This is a genomic window from Actinophytocola sp. (assembly GCF_035942955.1).
GTDB lineage: Bacteria > Actinomycetota > Actinomycetes > Mycobacteriales > Pseudonocardiaceae > DASYTH01.
In genome coordinates this window covers 1-16,136 of the sequence record NZ_DASZCQ010000185.1, presented here as the reverse complement: position 1 = coordinate 16,136, position 16,136 = coordinate 1, and the positions used below count along the sequence as shown (strand labels likewise).

Annotated in this window: 12 protein-coding genes; 3 read left to right on the top strand and 9 right to left on the bottom strand. The window is 69.9% G+C overall.

The window, feature by feature from the left end:
- Positions 1 to 1,323: a hypothetical protein gene (locus tag VGX25_RS18210; protein ID WP_326919010.1), complete on the bottom strand. Its 1,323-nt coding sequence runs from the start codon at positions 1,321 to 1,323 to the stop codon at positions 1 to 3.
- Positions 1,320 to 4,886, bottom strand: a complete 3,567-nt coding sequence (dnaE, locus tag VGX25_RS18205) for a DNA polymerase III subunit alpha (protein ID WP_326919009.1) — start codon at positions 4,884 to 4,886, stop codon at positions 1,320 to 1,322. Before dnaE ends, VGX25_RS18210 begins: the two co-directional genes overlap by 4 nt.
- A 56-nt stretch (positions 4,887 to 4,942) precedes the next feature.
- Here dnaE and VGX25_RS18200 point away from each other — a divergent pair, with 56 nt between their 5' ends.
- The 3 genes from VGX25_RS18200 to VGX25_RS18190 are packed head-to-tail and all read left to right on the top strand — an operon-like array spanning position 4,943 to position 6,546.
- Positions 4,943 to 5,575: a uridine kinase gene (locus tag VGX25_RS18200; RefSeq protein ID WP_326919008.1), complete on the top strand. Its 633-nt coding sequence runs from the start codon at positions 4,943 to 4,945 to the stop codon at positions 5,573 to 5,575.
- A 12-nt stretch (positions 5,576 to 5,587) separates the two neighbouring features.
- Positions 5,588 to 6,013: an OsmC family protein gene (locus VGX25_RS18195; RefSeq protein WP_326919007.1), complete on the top strand. Its 426-nt coding sequence runs from the start codon at positions 5,588 to 5,590 to the stop codon at positions 6,011 to 6,013.
- The gene (locus tag VGX25_RS18190; RefSeq protein ID WP_326919006.1) at positions 6,010 to 6,546 is read left to right on the top strand and encodes a GNAT family protein; all 537 of its coding nucleotides are present in this window, start codon (positions 6,010 to 6,012) and stop codon (positions 6,544 to 6,546) included. The genes VGX25_RS18195 and VGX25_RS18190 overlap by 4 nt, the downstream gene beginning before the upstream one ends.
- Here VGX25_RS18190 and VGX25_RS18185 read toward each other — a convergent pair.
- From VGX25_RS18185 to VGX25_RS18155, 7 genes are all read right to left on the bottom strand, one after another.
- The gene (locus tag VGX25_RS18185; protein ID WP_326919005.1) at positions 6,530 to 7,333 is read right to left on the bottom strand and encodes a serine peptidase; all 804 of its coding nucleotides are present in this window, start codon (positions 7,331 to 7,333) and stop codon (positions 6,530 to 6,532) included. The two genes, VGX25_RS18190 and VGX25_RS18185, sit on opposite strands and share 17 nt — an antisense overlap.
- Positions 7,330 to 10,902 carry an AAA family ATPase gene (locus VGX25_RS18180; RefSeq protein ID WP_326919023.1) on the bottom strand — a complete coding sequence of 1,191 codons (3,573 nt, stop codon included), beginning with the start codon at positions 10,900 to 10,902 and terminating at the stop codon, positions 7,330 to 7,332. The genes VGX25_RS18185 and VGX25_RS18180 overlap by 4 nt, the downstream gene beginning before the upstream one ends.
- 392 nt (positions 10,903 to 11,294) lie before the next feature.
- Positions 11,295 to 12,386: an ABC transporter ATP-binding protein gene (locus tag VGX25_RS18175; RefSeq protein ID WP_326919004.1), complete on the bottom strand. Its 1,092-nt coding sequence runs from the start codon at positions 12,384 to 12,386 to the stop codon at positions 11,295 to 11,297.
- Between the two features lie 284 nt (positions 12,387 to 12,670).
- Positions 12,671 to 13,489: a carbohydrate ABC transporter permease gene (locus VGX25_RS18170; RefSeq protein WP_326919003.1), complete on the bottom strand. Its 819-nt coding sequence runs from the start codon at positions 13,487 to 13,489 to the stop codon at positions 12,671 to 12,673.
- Complete coding sequence (locus VGX25_RS18165; protein ID WP_326919002.1) at positions 13,486 to 14,433, bottom strand: sugar ABC transporter permease; 948 nt, start codon at positions 14,431 to 14,433, stop codon at positions 13,486 to 13,488. The genes VGX25_RS18170 and VGX25_RS18165 overlap by 4 nt, the downstream gene beginning before the upstream one ends.
- Positions 14,426 to 15,823, bottom strand: coding sequence for an extracellular solute-binding protein (locus VGX25_RS18160; protein WP_326919001.1), 1,398 nt, complete (start codon positions 15,821 to 15,823; stop codon positions 14,426 to 14,428). The genes VGX25_RS18165 and VGX25_RS18160 overlap by 8 nt, the downstream gene beginning before the upstream one ends.
- Before the next feature lie 106 nt (positions 15,824 to 15,929).
- The coding region (locus tag VGX25_RS18155; RefSeq protein WP_326919000.1) for a hypothetical protein at positions 15,930 to 16,136 on the bottom strand (207 nt) is incomplete at its 5' end.

Below are 16,136 nucleotides of genomic sequence, written 5' to 3'. Positions count from 1 at the left end.
CTACTCCCGGAACAGGGTGGCGGTGCCGGTGCCCGTGCCGGGGTCGGTGAAGCTGTAGAGCAGCGTGTCGCCGGACAGGGTCAGCGTGATCGTGACCTCGTCGACGCACGGATGCTTGGGCTCGGAGTCGATCTTCTCGCGCACGACGAGCTTGTCCGCGGCGCTCTCGATCAGGGTGAGCGGGCCCGAGCATTCCAGCCCCGGGTAGAACGAGGAGCCGACGGTGTCGCCGATCGCGCCGTCCCGCAGGGTGAGCCGGGCGTGGTAGACCTTGTCCGAGGTCGGCTGGTTGACCGGCTCCCTGGTGACCCAGGTGCCGATGAAGCGGGGATCGATGGCGCACGGTAGCGAGGTCAGCGCGTCGGACCGGATCTTGTCGTGGCGATCGGGGTTGGGGCCGGCGGGCCCGGAGAAGCCTTCCGGTCCGGTCACCCCCCACAGCCCGCGGTAGCCCCACCACGGCTCCTTCTCGACCGCGCGCAGGTTGTCCCAGGTGTGCCACGGGGTTCCCGGGGAGGTGTCGTCGGCGATGAGGGCGGTGGCCAGGGGGAACGTGCCCTGTCGGTGATACGACCCGTGTGAGCCGCTCGCCGAGTAGGTCACCGGGCGGTTCCCCGCCTTTTCCACGCGTTCCCACGGCAGGGAGCACGAGGGCTCGTTGTGCCGCCAGAAGGTCACGCCGGTCGGCCGCTCGCCGTCGACCCGGACGGCGACGCGCTCCCAGTCCCCCTCGTGATTGTTGATGTCGAAGTCGTTGTAGCCGTAGAACAGCCAGTACACGAACGCGCCTGCGCCGCCGTCCTCGCCGACGAACTGCCAGTACACCGGGGCGTTCGGACCGTCGCCGCGGCGCTGGGCGTCGTCGAGGTCGAGGTAGAAACCCTTGCCGGTGCCCGGTTCCTGGTCGCTGGTGTTCGGCTGGTAGTGCGGACCCCGCTCGTCATGCTGGCAGCGCACGGTGGCGTGCGGGCGCGCCAGGGTCGGCGGCACGGACCCCGGGTGGCGGTACTCGTCGCCGGCCAACCCGCGCTCGCTGACCTCCCTGGCGACGGGCTCGTCGTCGGCGCACCCGTCCCCGTGGTCGAACCAGAGATCGGAGTTGGCGATGAACCGGCTGGCGTCCATCGGGAAGTTCCGCTCGTTCTCGGCGAGCCAGACCGCGGGCGCGAGCTGCCGGGCGAGCCTGGTCCGCGGGTCGGAGGCGGGCGGAGCCGTGGACGCGGGCTGGGCGGGCGTTGGCGGCGCGACGCGGTCCTCGCAGGCGGAGGCGAGCAGCACGACACAGGCCACGGCGGCCAGGACCGCCCGGGAGCGCACCGTCATGCGTCCACGGTGATGCCGGGGATGGCCTTGATCTCGCCGAGGAAGGCGGGGGTGACCTTGATCGGGTAGTCGTCAAGGGCGAGGGTGACGCCGTTCTCCTTGTGCGCGAAGCGAAGGTGGACCGGGGTGTCGCCGCGGTGGGCGGCCAGGGTGTGCTTGAGCTCGCCGACCACGTCGTCGGTGAGCTTGGTGGGGTTGCACAGCAGGACGAACGGCGGCGCCAGGCCGGGGTTGTGCTCGGCGTCGCTGATGTCCAGCGGGATGAGGCCGGAGCCGAACACCGACATCTTGTCCTCGCGCCAGTTGACCCGGCCCTTGACGGCGACGGCGGCGTCCTCGACGAGGTCGGCGGACAGCACCGAGTAGGACTTGGGGAAGAACAGGACCTCGATGGAGGCGTCCAGGTCCTCGATGGTGCAGATGGCCCATGGCTCGCCCTGCTTGTTCACCCGGCGCTCAAGCGCGGAGATCATGCCGGACAGCACGATCTCGCCCTCCTTGGGCGGGTCGGCCAGGATCTCGGCGATGGGCTTGGGGGCGTGCTTGCGCAGCATCCGCTCGGCGCCGTCCAGGGGATGGGCGGAGACGTAGAGGCCCAGCATCTCGCGCTCGTAGCCGAGCAGCTGCTTGCGCGGCCACTCCTCGGCGGACAGCTTGAGGTGCGACAGCGGGGAGGCGTCGACCGCGGGCGCGTCGTCGTCGGCGCCGCCGAACAGGTCGAACTGGCCCATCGCCTCCTGGCGCTTGAGGCCGACGACCGCGTCGACCGCCTCCTCGTGCACCTGGATCAACGACAGCCGGGAGTGCCCGAGCGAGTCGAAGGCGCCGGCCTTGATCAGCGACTCGATGACCCGCTTGTTGCAGCAGACCAGCTCGCTCTTGTCCAGGAAGTCGGTGAACGACGCGTACGGGCCCTTGCGCTTGCGGGTGTCGATGATCGCCTCGACCACGTTGGCGCCGACGTTGCGGATCGCGCCGAGGCCGAACCGGATGTCGGTGCCGACGGCGGCGAACCGCAGGCCGGACTCGTTGATGTCGGGCGGCAGCACCTTGATGCCCGACCGGCGGCACTCGGACAGGTAGACCGCGGACTTGTCCTTGTTGTCCGCCACCGAGGTGAGCAGCGCCGCCATGTACTCCGACGGGTAGTTGGCCTTGAGGTAGGCGGTCCAGTAGGAGACCAGGCCGTAGCCGGCCGCGTGGGACTTGTTGAACGCGTACCCGGCGAACGGGAGGATCGTGTCCCACAACGCCTTGATGGCCGCGTCGGAGAAGCCGTTGGCCCGCATGCCCTCGTGGAAGCCCTCGTACTCCTTCTCGAGGACCTCCTTCTTCTTCTTGCCCATGGCCTTGCGCAGCACGTCGGCGCGGCCCATGGAGTAGCCGGCGACCTTCTGCGCGATGCGCATGATCTGTTCCTGGTAGACGATCAGGCCGTAGGTCTCGGCCAGGATGTCGCGCAGCGGCTCCTCGAGCTCGGGGTGGATCGGCGTGATCTTCTGCCGGTTGTTCTTGCGGTCGGCGTAGTCGTTGTGGGCGTTCATGCCCATCGGGCCGGGCCGGTACAGCGCCAGCACGGCCACGATGTCGTCGAAGCTGGTGGGCTGCATGCGGCGGAGCAGGTCGCGCATGGCGCCGCCGTCCAACTGGAACACGCCGAGCGTGTCGCCGCGGCCGAGCAGCTGGTACGTCGCCGGGTCGTCAAGCGCCAGCGTGTCAAGGTCGATGTCGGCGCTGCGGTTGGCCCGGATGTTGTCGATCGCGTCGCCGATGACCGTCAGGTTGCGCAGGCCGAGGAAGTCCATCTTCAACAGGCCGATGGCCTCGCAGGACGGGTAGTCCCAGCCGGTGATGACCGAGCCGTCGTCGCGCTGCCACAACGGGATCGACTGCATCAGCGGTTCCGAGGACATGATCACCGCGCAGGCGTGCACACCGGCGTTGCGGATCAGCCCCTCGAGGCCGCGCGCGGTCTCGAAGATCTTGCCGACCTCCTGGTCGGTCTCGATCAGCGTGCGCACCTCGGCCGCCTCGCCGTACCGCTCGTGGGTCGGGTCGACGATGCCGGACAGCGGGATGTCCTTGGCCATGATCGGCGGCGGCAGCGCCTTGGAGATCCGGTCGGCGATGGCGAACCCGGGCTGGCCGTGCAGCACGCGGGCGGCGTCCTTGATCGCGGCCTTGGTCTTGATCGTGCCGAACGTGATGACCTGGGCCACCTTGTCGGCGCCGTACTTCTCGGTTGCGTAGCGGACCATCTCGCCGCGCCGGCGGTCGTCGAAGTCGATGTCGACGTCGGGCATGGACGGGCGCTCGGGGTTGAGGAACCGCTCGAACAGCAGGCCGTGCGGGATCGGGTCGAGGTTGGTGATGCCCAGCGCGTAGGCCACCAGCGAGCCGGCCGCCGAGCCGCGGCCCGGCCCCACCCGGATGCCGACCTTCTTGGCGTAGTTGACCAGGTCGGCGACCACGAGGAAGTACGCCGGGTAGCCCTTCTGGTTGATCACGCCGAGCTCGAACTCGGCCCGCTCGACGTAGCCGTCCGGGATCCCGTCCGGGAACCGGCGGCGCAGCCCGGCCATGACCTCCTTGTGCAGCCAGCTCGCCTGGGTCTCCCCCTCGGGCACGTCGAACATCGGCATCCGGTCGACGTGGGTGTAGACCTCCTCGTAGGACTCGACCCGCTCGGCCACCAGCAGCGTGGCGTCGGCCGCGCCGGGGACCTCGGCGTCCCAGTACTCGCGCATCTCCGCGGCGGACTTGAGGTAGTAGCCGTCGCCGTCGAACTTGAACCGGTTCGGGTCGGACAGGGTCTTGCCGGACTGCACGCACAGCAGCGCCGCGTGGTTGGCCGCCTGGTCCCGGGTGACGTAGTGCGAGTCGTTGGTGGCCAGCGGGGTCAGGCCGAGCTTGCGGCCGATGTCGAGCAGCCCCTCGCGCACCGAGCGCTCGATCGGCAGCCCGTGGTCCATCAGCTCGAGGTAGAAGTTGCCGTGGCCGAAGATGTCCCGGTAGTCCGAGGCCGCCTGCAGCGCCTCGGCGGCCTGGCCCAACCGCAGCCTGGTCTGCACCTCGCCGGACGGGCAGCCGGTGGTGGCGATGATCCCCTGGGCGTGCTCGGCGATCAGCTCCCGGTCCATCCTCGGCTTGTAGTAGTAGCCCTGGAAGCTGGCCAGCGAGGACAGCGTGAACAGGTTGCGCAGGCCGGTCGCGTCGGCGGCCAGCATGGTCATGTGGGTGTAGGCGCCGCCGCCGGAGACGTCGCCGCCCTCGCCGAACTCGTCGGTGCCGCGCTGCTTGGCCTCCCCCCAGAACACCGGCTTCTTGTGGAAACGGCTGGTCGGCGCGAGGTAGGCCTCGATGCCGATGATCGGCTTGATGCCGAACTTCCTGGCCGTCTGGTAGAACTCGTCGGCCCCGTACATGTTGCCGTGGTCGGTCATGGCCACCGCGGGCATGCCGAGCCGTTGCGCCTCGGCGAACAGCGGCGCGACCTTGGCGGCGCCATCGAGCATCGAGTACTCGGTGTGCACATGGAGATGAACGAAGGAGTCAGCCGCCACGAGGCATCACCCTACGACGGGGGGCGGACAAATTTCCGGCTGACACACTGAGGATCATGCGGTTCCGGCCAACCTCGCTCAAGGCGCTCGTCGACGACCTGGCCGATCATCTCGCGCGCCGTGCCGAGCCGTGGATCCGGGTCGCCGTGGACGGGGCGCCGCCGGCCGAGCCCGGCCGGCTGGCCGACGCGCTGGCCGAGCGGCTGCGGGTGCTCGGCCGGCCGGTGCAGCGGGTGTCGGCGGGCGACTTCCTGCGGCCGGCGTCGCTGCGGTTCGAGCGCGGCAAGCGGGACCCCGACGCCCGCTACGAGGACTGGCTCGACGCCGGCGGCCTGGCCCGCGAGGTGCTCGAGCCGCTCGGGCCCGGCGGCACCGGCCGGGTGCTGCCCTCGCTGTGGAACGCCGGGACCGACCGCGCCACCCGGGCCGACTACGTGGCGCTGGCGCCCGGCGGCGTGCTGGTGCTCGACGGGGAGCTGCTGCTCGGCCGGGGGCTGGCCGTCGACCACACCGTGCACCTGTGGATGTCGGCGTCGGCGCTGGCCCGGCGGACTCCGGACGAACAGGCGTGGGCGCTGCCGGCGTACGCCCGCTACGACGCCGAGGTGCGCCCGCTGCTCACCGCCGACACCGGGGTCCGGGTGGACGATCCGGCCCACCCCGCGGTGCTCGACGACGACCCGGTCTGATGTGATCTGCCCATGGCAACCACACGTACCGCGAACGCGCACTGGGAGGGCTCGCTCCTGGAGGGCGCCGGAACCGTGTCGCTCGACTCCTCCAACCTCGGCCGGTACGACGTCACCTGGGCGTCGCGCGCGGAGAAGCCGGAGGGCCGGACCAGCCCGGAGGAGCTCATCGCCGCCGCGCACGCGAGCTGCTTCTCGATGGCCCTCTCGCACGGCCTCGCCGGTGCGGGCACCCCGCCGGAGTCCATGGACACCAAGGCGGACGTGACGTTCCAGCCCGGCGAGGGGATCACCGGCATCCACCTCACCGTGCGCGCCACGGTGCCCGGCGTCGACAACGACGCCTTCGTCGCCGCGGCCGAGACCGCCAAGCAGAACTGCCCGGTGTCCAAGGCCCTGACCGGCACGACGATCACCCTCGACGCCGCGCTGGCGTGACGACGGCGCGGATCCGGTTCCGGCCGGTGACCGAGGACGATCTCGACGCGCTGGACGCCATGTTCGCCGACCCCGAGTCGATCGGGGTGCACAACTGGCAGGGGTTCACCGATCCCCGCAGGTGGCGCCGCCTGTTCGAGGAGAACGGCCTGCTCGGCGGCGACCGCTGGGTCCTGATGGTGGACACCGAAGCCGGCGAGAACGCCGGGTTCGTCTCCTGGCGCCCGGCGCACGGCGGATCGATAGACACCGGCTGGGAGATCGGCATCAGCCTGTGGCCGCGGCTACGCGGGCAGGGCTACGGCACCGAGGCGCACCGCCAGCTCGTGCGGTACCTGTTCACCAACACCCCGGCGAACCGCATCCAGGCCATGACCGACGCGGAGAACCACGCCGAGCAGCGCGCCCTGGAGAAGGCCGGCTTCACCCGGGAGGGCGTGCTGCGTGGCTACACCTTCCGCGCCGGCGCCTGGCGCGACGAGGTGCTGTACAGCGTGCTGCGGTCCGAGTGGAGCTCTAGCCGATGGCCTTGATCAGGTCGGGTGAGCGCAGGTAGCCGCCGGCGGTGTGGAAGTCCCAGTCGCCGATCGTGGTCGTGATGTCCCGCTCCACCCCGGCGAAGTGCGCACCCAGCCCGGAGCGCGGGATGGCCACGATGTCGCCGACGTCGGCGATGTTGAGCCAGCGGCGCACCCGGGGCGGCCGCCCGCCGGTGTCGGCGCCGGGCAGCAGCCTTGGCAGCACGACGCCCGGCATGGCCAGCGGGCTGCCAATCGTGATCAGCAGGTCCACGTCGTGCTCCGGATGGGCCCACAGGGTCTCGTAGGCGACGACGCTGCCCAGCGAGTGCGCGATCACGATGGTGGGCCGGTGCGCGGCAAGGGCGTCGGCCACCGCCCGCCGGGCAAGCATCCGGCGCGGTGAGTCCGGAGTGGACAGATAGGTGTGCACCTCGCGGCAGAACGCGATCGCGAACACCCGCGCCGCGGCGCCGAAGTTGCGGGTGAGCCAGTCGGCCGCCTGCCGGGCCCGCGCGGTCCGCGGCCCCTGCGCGATCGACGGCACCGGCTGCAGCGTCTCCACCCACTCGACCAGCAGCTCCTGCGCCTCGGGCTCCAGCCCGGCCGGGTCGTCCTCCGGCCCCTGCGGCGTCCCCCGGTGCAGATGATGCGCGTAGTACGCGACCGCAAGCTCCACCCGCGGATCACCCAGGTGCCCGGCCCACTCGGCACCAAGGGCCGCCGCCGCCCCCTCCGCCGACCCGGCCGCACGGTGGTAGCGGTACTTCCCGATCCCATGCACCCCAAGGATCCTGCTCATCGCCGCACCACGCTGACATGCTCGAACGCGATCAGCTCGCCGCCCGCGCCGACGAGCAGCAGGTGCCCGTCCACCACCTCGATCCGCCACACCGGCCGCCCGACCTCGATCGTGTCGGTGAGGCCCTCGTCGAGCAGATCCCACACCCGGATGGCGCCATCGGTCCCTCCCGTGAACGCCATGGGACGCCCATTCACATGGGCACACTCGACAACCTGGCATCCAGGATGATCGCCTACATCTCTGACATCGTCGCCGCCCAGTCCGGCGTTGGCGATCCGCATCCCACCAGTGCCTGTCACCGCCACCACCATGAGCCGACCCTCGATCACGATGTGCCCCGACGTTTTCGGTCTCGGGGCGAGGCTGCCGGCCAGCGACCAGCGGGAGACGTCCGACCAACCGGTCGACGTCAACAGCCAATGACTGTCCTGTGTGGACACTAGCACGGCTGGTTCACCGGCGATGACCGTCGCCGCAATGTGCCGGACCCGGCTGTTGCCGACGATGTGCGACTGATCCAGACACAGGACCGGTTCACGAGGGTTGAACACCTGCACCGAGCCGTTTTGCCAACCCACTACGGCGGTCCGGGCATCGACGGCCGTGAACGCGGTGACCAGCGGAACCTGTGGCGCGACGTCGATAGGCGGCCGAGGGTCGGAAGGCTCGGCGGTCGGGTCGCCCAGGTACACGACACCGTCCACGTCAGCGGCGACAACCTGCTTGGCATGGCGAGCAACGGCAACCGCGCGGATAGGAGCCTTCGACAGATCGAGCCTTGTCACAAAGAGTTCAGGCCATATCCGCCATATCTCTACTGAACCGTCCTCGCGCCCAGCGGCCATAAAGTGGCCGTCCGGTGAGGTAGCCAGCGCCCGAATCGGGACCGGGTGGCCGAGCGCAACCGGCAGGTGAATCCGCTCCCGATCAGTGATGAGCATCGTGCCGCGGCTGGTCGCCGCGATCACATAGCGACCGCCCGGAGTCATGGTCACAGCGTATGCGGGAGAACCCAGGTTGTACCGCTCGGTCTCACCGGAGGAGAAGACGACCAGCTCTCGTTTTGCATCGGCGTAACACGCAATGACTCCTGCCGCGCCGAAGACCACAGACCACAGGCCATTCCGATGCCGAGTTTCCTTGACAAACTGATCGTCCCGATCCGGATGCCACTGCATGATCACGCCGTCGGCGTTGACCAACCCCACATCGCCCGTGATCGCCACGGCGACAGCGACGACATTGCCGGCGAAGGGTGCGCTCTCCCGGATCACCCACCGCGGGCCGCTCAGCGTCTGCAGACCGTCCGGACCTCCGACGAGCACCCGCCTGCCGTCATCCGAGATCACCACGACGTTCCCGCCGAAGTTGAACAGGTCGGAGTGCACTGACCCGGAGTCCGATTGGGACAACACCAAGGCGTGATGGCGACCGACGGCGACCGCGTGGCGGCCGTCCGCCGATATCGCTACGGCGCTGGTCCGGTCGGGATCATCGATCGGGGGACCGGCGGGCACCGGCACCCGCGCGACTTCCTTCACCGAGCGATCGGGTTCCTGCGCCGTGGGTTGCGTGACCGGATAGGTCGCCGGGCTGGGTTCGCCAAGGATCCAGCGTGGTTGCCAGGTCAGCGGGGGACGTCCGGCGAGGTTGGCGGCGCGACGGGCCAATTCAGGAAGTCCGGCGCGGACGGCGGCCAGTGCGAGCTTCGCCGGTGTGGTGATGCCGACGAACCGGCGGGCCTTGGCGGCCAGTGCGGCTCCCGCCGGGGAGTCGGTGGCGAGGGAGAAGTTCGGGTTCAGCAACAGGCCGGGGTCGGACTCGAGCTCCTTGAGACGGTCGGCGTCGGCGGCGTGGTCGGCGACGTGGCGCAGCAGGTAGGGCTCGGCGGCGTCCCAGTCGCGGTTGTCGGGTGGGCCCAACGAGGACAGTAGCGCGTCGAGGAACTGGCCGGCATGGTGGAACGGATGCTGCGCCAGGGTATCCGCGAGGCCCTGGTGGAACAGGCGGTACACGTTGCTGTGATCGGTGTCCATGGCCTGGCGGAGGTAGAACTTTCCGGCCGACAGGGCAGAGCGGATCTCGGCGACGGTGGGCTTGGCCGAGTGCCGGGCGAACACGGGCGCGACCCGCGTCAGCACGGAAACCGGCATGCCCGCCCCGCGGGCGTAGGCGAGCGCGGACATCACCGGGCGCAGCCACGGCTGCTCGTCGTCCTGCAGCGCCAGGTCCAGCTCGAGAACGCCGGGCAGGTCGACCGGCACCGCCTCCCCCAGCCCAGCCGCACGGGCCGGGTCGCTGACGGGTGGATCGACGTGGGCCCGGACCAGGTGCCGGGTGTAGAGGCCGGCGACGAGGAACGGCCCCCACGTTCGGCTCCCGTCCTCGTCCGGCGCGGCGAGGATGCTCGCCACGCTGTGCGCGAAGGCGCCGATCACCGCGCCCTGCCGGCGGTACACCGTGGCGCGCAGCAGGCTGTTGACGTAGCGGTAGAGGTCGTCCTCAAGCACATCCTGCTCGACGGTGTCCAGGTCGACCATCCAGGCCCGGTCGAACAGCGCCTTGAACTGCTGGTAATGGCGTACGCCGATCAACAGTCGCACCGCCGCGGTCTCGAACAGCGGCAGCAGCAGGTCGGTCATGATCTCGGTGGGATCGTCGGCTTCGTCCAACGCATCCAGCACGATGACCGGCGAGACCTTGCCGCGGCTCAGGGTCTGGACCAGGTCCGCGGCGGTCAGGTTCTCCGGCAGGCCCAGCTGCCGCACGATCGACGCCGTCACCGCGCCCAGCCCGCGCTGCCGGGCGTGCACCGCGGCCAGGTTGTCGATCGGCAGCGGCCACTGGGCTATGCGCTTCCAGACGGCCTCGGTCTCGCCGCGCAGCAACGGATGGGCCGCGCACACCAGCACGCCGAGCAGCGCCGACTTGCCCGAGCCCGGGCTGCCGGTGACCACGCACAACGGGCTGTTGCCGAGCCCGTTGAGCCACGGCGAAATCTCGCGCAGCTCCCGGTCCCGTCCGGTGAAGCAGCCGACCAGCGGTGAATTGGCGTCGGTCAGCCGGCCGAGGCCGGTGGCGCGTTCCAGAAAATGCCGCGCGTCGAGGCCCTCGTCCAGATCGTCGAGAAATGGCAGGGTGCCCGGGTCGACGGCGGCGCGCAGCCTCGGCCGCGGGTGGTCGGTGTACGCCGGGTTCGGGAAGAACGGCAATTCCTCGTCGACGCTGATATCCACCAGGCTCGCGGTGACCTGCTGGTCGTACGCGTCAGCAATCGACGCCAACCGGTTGACCTCCCGGCGGATCGCCCGCGCGACCGTCGGCACCGGCACGTATTTCAGGCTCGGGTCGACGTCCAGCTCGCCGCGGCGCAACGCGCTCAGCACCTCGATGACCGCCTCGGTGAACCGGCCGTCGTAGGCCGGCCGGTCGGCCTGGCAGGCGGCGATGACCCAACCCCGCACCCGGCCCTCGAGCCGGCCCTGCCAGGGAAGTCGGGCCGCCGTGCCCGCCGAGCACAGATCGAGCAGGAACAGCGCGAGCGGGCGTTCGGCTTCCTGCTGCATGGTCAGCCAGTGCCCGATGCTGGCGTCGGAATGGTTGGCGCAATCGCTGCCGCGGGCGAAGACGGTTCCCTGGCCGTCGGCCAGGTGGCCGTGCGTGACGATATGCACGATGGCCAGATCGTCGGCGCCGTACCCGGTGAGAAGCGCATTGACGGCGGATCCCAGCTCGGCGCTCGACAGCCTGGGTCGGGTTATCGTCGACACCTCGTAGCCGACCTTCGTCAGCTCCTGGCCGAGCTGACCGGCGAGCCCGGGCGCGAACTCCAAATTCGTCTGCTGATCGAACTCTTCGATCCCGATCGCAACGGCGACGCGCCTCATCCCGGACAGTTTCTCCCTTCCCTGCCCGAGAAGTCGACCACACTCCGGCCGACCGTTACAGAATTGCCGGCTTATGCCTCGGCCAGGACCTCGGCCTCGCCGAGCAGGAGGCCGTCCTCGCCGCCGTAGAGCAGCAGCCTGCCGGGTTGGGGGACGGCGGTGACCGCGGCCCCGATGGCGGGCTCGTCGTGCTCGAGGACGGTCATGCCGACCAGGACGCCGCCGGCGCACTCCAGGGTGACCAGGGAGGAGATGCCGAGGTTCTCCACGATCGAGACGGTGCCGGCGATGCCCTCGGCGCCGGGCGGGCCCGGGGACAGGTACTCCGGGCGGATGCCGGCGATGACCGGGGCGCCGTCGGTCAGGGTCAGGCCGGCGGGCGGGGTGAGGCGGGCGCCGGCCACCTCGACCGCGCCGTCGCGCACCACGCCGTCGAGCAGGTTCATCGGGGTGGAGCCGATGAAGTTGGCCACGAACGTGCTGCCGGGCCGCTGGAACACCTCCTTGGGGCTGCCGAGCTGGCGGATCTGCCCGGATTCCATGACCGCGATCCGGTCGGCGAGGGCGAGCGCCTCGGCCTGGTCGTGCGTGACGAACACGGTGGTCAGGCCCAGCTCCCGCTGCAGCCGCTTGAGGAAGGTGCGTGCCTCCAACCGAAGCCGAGCGTCCAAATTGGACAACGGCTCGTCGAGCAGTAGCACGTCGGCCTCCATGGCGATCGCCCTGGCCAGGGCCACCCGCTGCTGCTGGCCGCCGGACAGCTGACCGGGCCGGCGGTCGAGCAGCCCGGCAAGGCCCAGGCTGGCCGACGTGTGCTCGGCCGCCTCCCGCTGGCGCGCCCGCGGGGCCCGCCGCACCCGCAGCGGGTAGGCGATGTTCTGCGCCACCGACATGTGCGGGAACAGCGCGTAGTCCTGGAATACCATGGCCACCCGGCGGCGGCCCGGGTCCATCCGGGTGACGTCCCGCCCGCCGATCGATACGGTGCCCTCGGTCGCCGCCTCCAGGCCGGCGATCGTGCGCAGCAGCGTGGTCTTGCCGCAGCCGGACGGACCGAGCAGCGCGAAGAACTCTCCGTCGGTGATGCGCACGTCAAGCGAGTCCACCGCCCGCACCCCGTTCGGGTACACAGTGGACAGTCCACTCAGCTCGATGCCTGCCATCTAGACTGTACTCCACAGCTCGGGAATGTTGGCCATGGCCGTGGGTCGTCTTGGGCGGGTGGTCACCGGACCGCTCCTCGGGCAGATCTCGTTCCTCGGCCAAGCCTGCGTCTCCTCGTTCCTCCGAGCCGCAGGAGCATCGAATGGTTCGCTCCGCAAGCTCCGCCAAGCCTGCGTCTCCTCGTTCCTCGGAGCCGCAGGAGCATTGGCTGGTTCGCTCCGCAAGCTCCGCTCACTGCCCTCGTCGCGGTGGGCCAACTCCCTCGCCAGGCATTCCGGAAGCTTCATGCCTTGATCCCTCCGTGGAAGCGGAACCCGTACCGCTTGCTGACGAACAGGTACAATACGATCACGGGGATCGAGTACAGCAGCGAGAACACCGGGATCACCGTCAGGTTCGCGCTGCCGCCCTCGTCGCGCAGGGTCTGCAGCAGCACGGCCGCCGGCTGCTCGTCGACGTCGCGCAGCAGCAGGAACGGCAGCAGGAAGTTGCCCCACGCCTGGACGAACGACCAGACCAGGATCGTCGCGATGCCCGGCCGGGCAACGGGAAGCACCACGTGCAGCAGCACCTGGCCCGGCGACGCGCCGAACACCCGCGCCGACTCCTCATAGGACCGGGGCACCGCGTCCACGAAGTCCTTCAGGATGAAGATCGCCGCCGGCAGCATCCCGCCGGCGATCACCAGCGCGGTGCCGAACTGGGAGTTGATCAGTCCCAACTGGAACATCATGACGAAGATCGGCACCATGGCCGCCGTGCCGGTGACCACACTGGACAGCAGCAACAGCAGATACAGCAAGGCATCCCGACCGGGGATGCGCACCCGGGACAGCGCGTACGCGGCCAGCGTCGCGAGCGCGGTGGTCACCGCGGTGGCGATGACGCACAGCACGACCGAGTTGACCAGCGAGCCGAGCGCGTACGGATGGTCGAGCGTGGCGCCGACGTTGTCCAGTGTCCACTCCGGCCACCGCAGGCCCAGCCCCGGGCGGCTGTCGAACGGCGCGCTGGCCAGCCACAGCATGGGGATCGCGAAGAACGCGAGCACCACGGCCATGAACACCGAGTAGCCGATCCGGCGCAGTACCAACGCGTTCATGGCTCGCGTCTCCTACGCAGCAACGCCAGGTACACCAGCGACACCACCAGGTTGGCCAGCAGCAACAGCAGCGAGATGGCCGAGGCGTAGCCCAGCCGGCCGTTGCCCTCGCCGCCGATCGCCTGCTGGTAGATGAAGATCGGCAGCGTCTCGGACCGGTGGTTGGGTCCGCCCGCGGTGAGCAGGAACGGGGTGAAATCGTTGAACGTCCACAGGCTGATCAGCAGCGTGTTGGTCAGCACGTGCCCGCGGATGTGCGGGAACACCACGTCCCGCACGGTCTGCAGGCGGCTCGCGCCGACCATCCGGGCGGTCTCCAACTGGGACGGTGGCACGGCGGCGAGCGCCGAGCTGTACAGCATCATCGAGAACGCGGTGCCCCGCCAGGTGTTGAACACGACAAGACACGCCATCGGATATTGCAGCAGCCAGGCCGTGCCGGGCGTGCCGAGCAGCGCGTTGAGCGTGCCCCCGCTGCGGTCCAGCACCGCGATCCACAGGTACGCGACCACCACGCCGGGCAGGATCCAGGCCAGCAGCACGAGCGCCTCGACCAGCCCGCGCAGCCACGGCCGGGCCGAGCGCAGGGTCCAGGCCAGCGCGAAACCGAGCAGGTTCTGCCCGAGCACCGCCGAGCCGATCACGAACACCAGCGTCAGCCACAGCGCGTTGCCGAACAGCGCGTCGTCGAGCGCCTCGAGGTAGTTGGACAGCCCGACGACCTTGGGCACGACCGCGTTCGGCCCGGTGAGCTGGTAGTTGGTGATCCCGATGTAGATCGTCCACAGTGCCGGAAAGATCAGGAACGTCCCGATCAGCACGAACGCGGGCGTGACGAAGCCGAGCGCCCGCACCCGGCCCAACCCGCCGACGTCGGCGGTGACGCTCCGGACCTTCGCCGGAGCGTCGATCACCGTGGCGGCGCCGGCCCCGGGATCAGCCACCGGCGATGTTCCCCTCGCCGACCGCCTTCTTGAGCGCCTCCTGGTAGCCCGCGGCCGCCTCGTCCGGGCTCTTGCCGCCGATCACGTCCGCCGTTGCCTGCTGCAGCGCCGAGGACACCTTGGGATAGTCGGCCAGCCCCGGCCGGAACCGGGTGGTCGGCAGCACCTTGGTGGCGATGAAGCTGAGCATCGGGTCGCCGGACAGGACCTCCTCGTTGACGTCGTCGCGCTGGGTGACCTGGGCGGTGCCGGCCAGCCGGGCCTTCGTCGCCTCGAAGGAGTTCATGAACTGCAGCAACTCCCAGGCCTGCTGCGGGAACTGGGACTTCGGGTTGATCACCCGGATCGATCCGCCGGACATGCTCACGAAGTCCTGGCCGCCGACGCCCGCACCGGGGGTCCTGGCCGGGATCTGCGCCCACCCGACCGCGGTGTTGCGGTCGGCCATCTTGGCCACGCCCTTCGTGGGCTCGACCACCGAGCGCCAGAAGTAGTCGCTCTCCAGCAGGATCCCGATCTTGTTCTCGGCGAACAGGGCGAACGACCGGTCCCGCCCCTTGGCCTCCTGCTGGATCAGCGGGTCGCCCAGCCCGCCGCCGTAGACCCGCTGGTACATGCCCAGCACGTCCCTGATGTTCTGGCTGGCGCCCAACCACTTCCCGTTGTCGTAGATCTGCTTGCCGGTGCCGACCAGCAGCGGCAGCACGCCCTGCATGGTGGTCGCCTCGGTCATCACCGTGCCGGCGTTGAGCTGGATCGGCGTCACCCCGGGCAGCGCCTTGAGCTTCTCGCCGGCCGCGATGATCTCGTCCCAGCTCTTGGGCTGCCAGTCGGCCGGCAACCCGGCCTGGGCGAACAGCTTCTTGTTGAAGAACAGCACCCGGCCGTCGGTGCCGATCGGGATGCCGTACCGCCTGCCCTCGAACGTGCCGAGCGCCTCGACCGCGTCCGGGATCTGGCCCCAGCCGTCCCAGGAGTCCACTTTGTCCTTGCCGACCAGCTCGTCGAGCGGCTTGACCTGACCCGCCTGGGCGAACTCGCCGAGCCAGATCCCGTCGATCTCCATGACGTCGCCGCCGCTGCCGGTGTTGAAGTCCAGCGCGATCTTGGTCTTGAACTCCTTGTCGTCCGAGCCGATGCCGTCGAACTTGACGGTGGCGTTGACGCCCTTGGCCTTCTGCTGCTCGACGAACTTCGGGATGACCCAGTCGGTGATCCACGCCGCGCCCAGCGCGTTCTTGCCGCCGGCCACCGAGTTCGACGTGATCGTCAGGGTGACGTCCTTGGCCTCCGCGTTGCGATTGGCGTTGCTGTCCTGCTCCTGCCCCAGGCACCCGGAGAGGAGCAACGTGGTGGACGCCGCAACCGCCAGGAGTGTCATCTGTCGCATGTGGGCACCTTCCTCGTCGTCGAGTGGCGCCAGAAATCTTCTAGCACTCCGGGTAGTATGACAACTCTTACCCGCCCGCCACCCCCCTCCGCGTCCCCGGCCTTTCTCAGCCCGGCGCGCCGGCGATGGCGATGACCGTGCCGTCGTGGTCCATCAGCAGGTGACCGGGTCCGGCCCCGGGAAAGGTCTGCCGGTCCGAGCGGACCGGACGGCGCTCGTCCGGCCCGGTGAGCAGCGCGCCGGCCGCGCCGATCGCGATCAGCGTGCCGTCGACCGGCAGCAGCACCGGCGCCGACGGGTCGGCGGATACGGC

What these genes read in the sequence shown, in the direction of transcription:
- VGX25_RS18210 (WP_326919010.1), bottom strand. Translation starts at nt 1,323, where the DNA reads ATGACGGTGCGCTCCCGGGCGGTCCTGGCCGCCGTGGCCTGTGTCGTG.
- VGX25_RS18200 (WP_326919008.1), top strand. Translation starts at nt 4,943, where the DNA reads ATGCGGTTCCGGCCAACCTCGCTCAAGGCGCTCGTCGACGACCTGGCC.
- VGX25_RS18195 (WP_326919007.1), top strand. Translation starts at nt 5,588, where the DNA reads ATGGCAACCACACGTACCGCGAACGCGCACTGGGAGGGCTCGCTCCTG.
- VGX25_RS18185 (WP_326919005.1), bottom strand. Translation starts at nt 7,333, where the DNA reads ATGAGCAGGATCCTTGGGGTGCATGGGATCGGGAAGTACCGCTACCAC.
- VGX25_RS18180 (WP_326919023.1), bottom strand. Translation starts at nt 10,902, where the DNA reads ATGCAGCAGGAAGCCGAACGCCCGCTCGCGCTGTTCCTGCTCGATCTG.
- VGX25_RS18175 (WP_326919004.1), bottom strand. Translation starts at nt 12,386, where the DNA reads ATGGCAGGCATCGAGCTGAGTGGACTGTCCACTGTGTACCCGAACGGG.
- VGX25_RS18170 (WP_326919003.1), bottom strand. Translation starts at nt 13,489, where the DNA reads ATGAACGCGTTGGTACTGCGCCGGATCGGCTACTCGGTGTTCATGGCC.
- VGX25_RS18160 (WP_326919001.1), bottom strand. Translation starts at nt 15,823, where the DNA reads ATGCGACAGATGACACTCCTGGCGGTTGCGGCGTCCACCACGTTGCTC.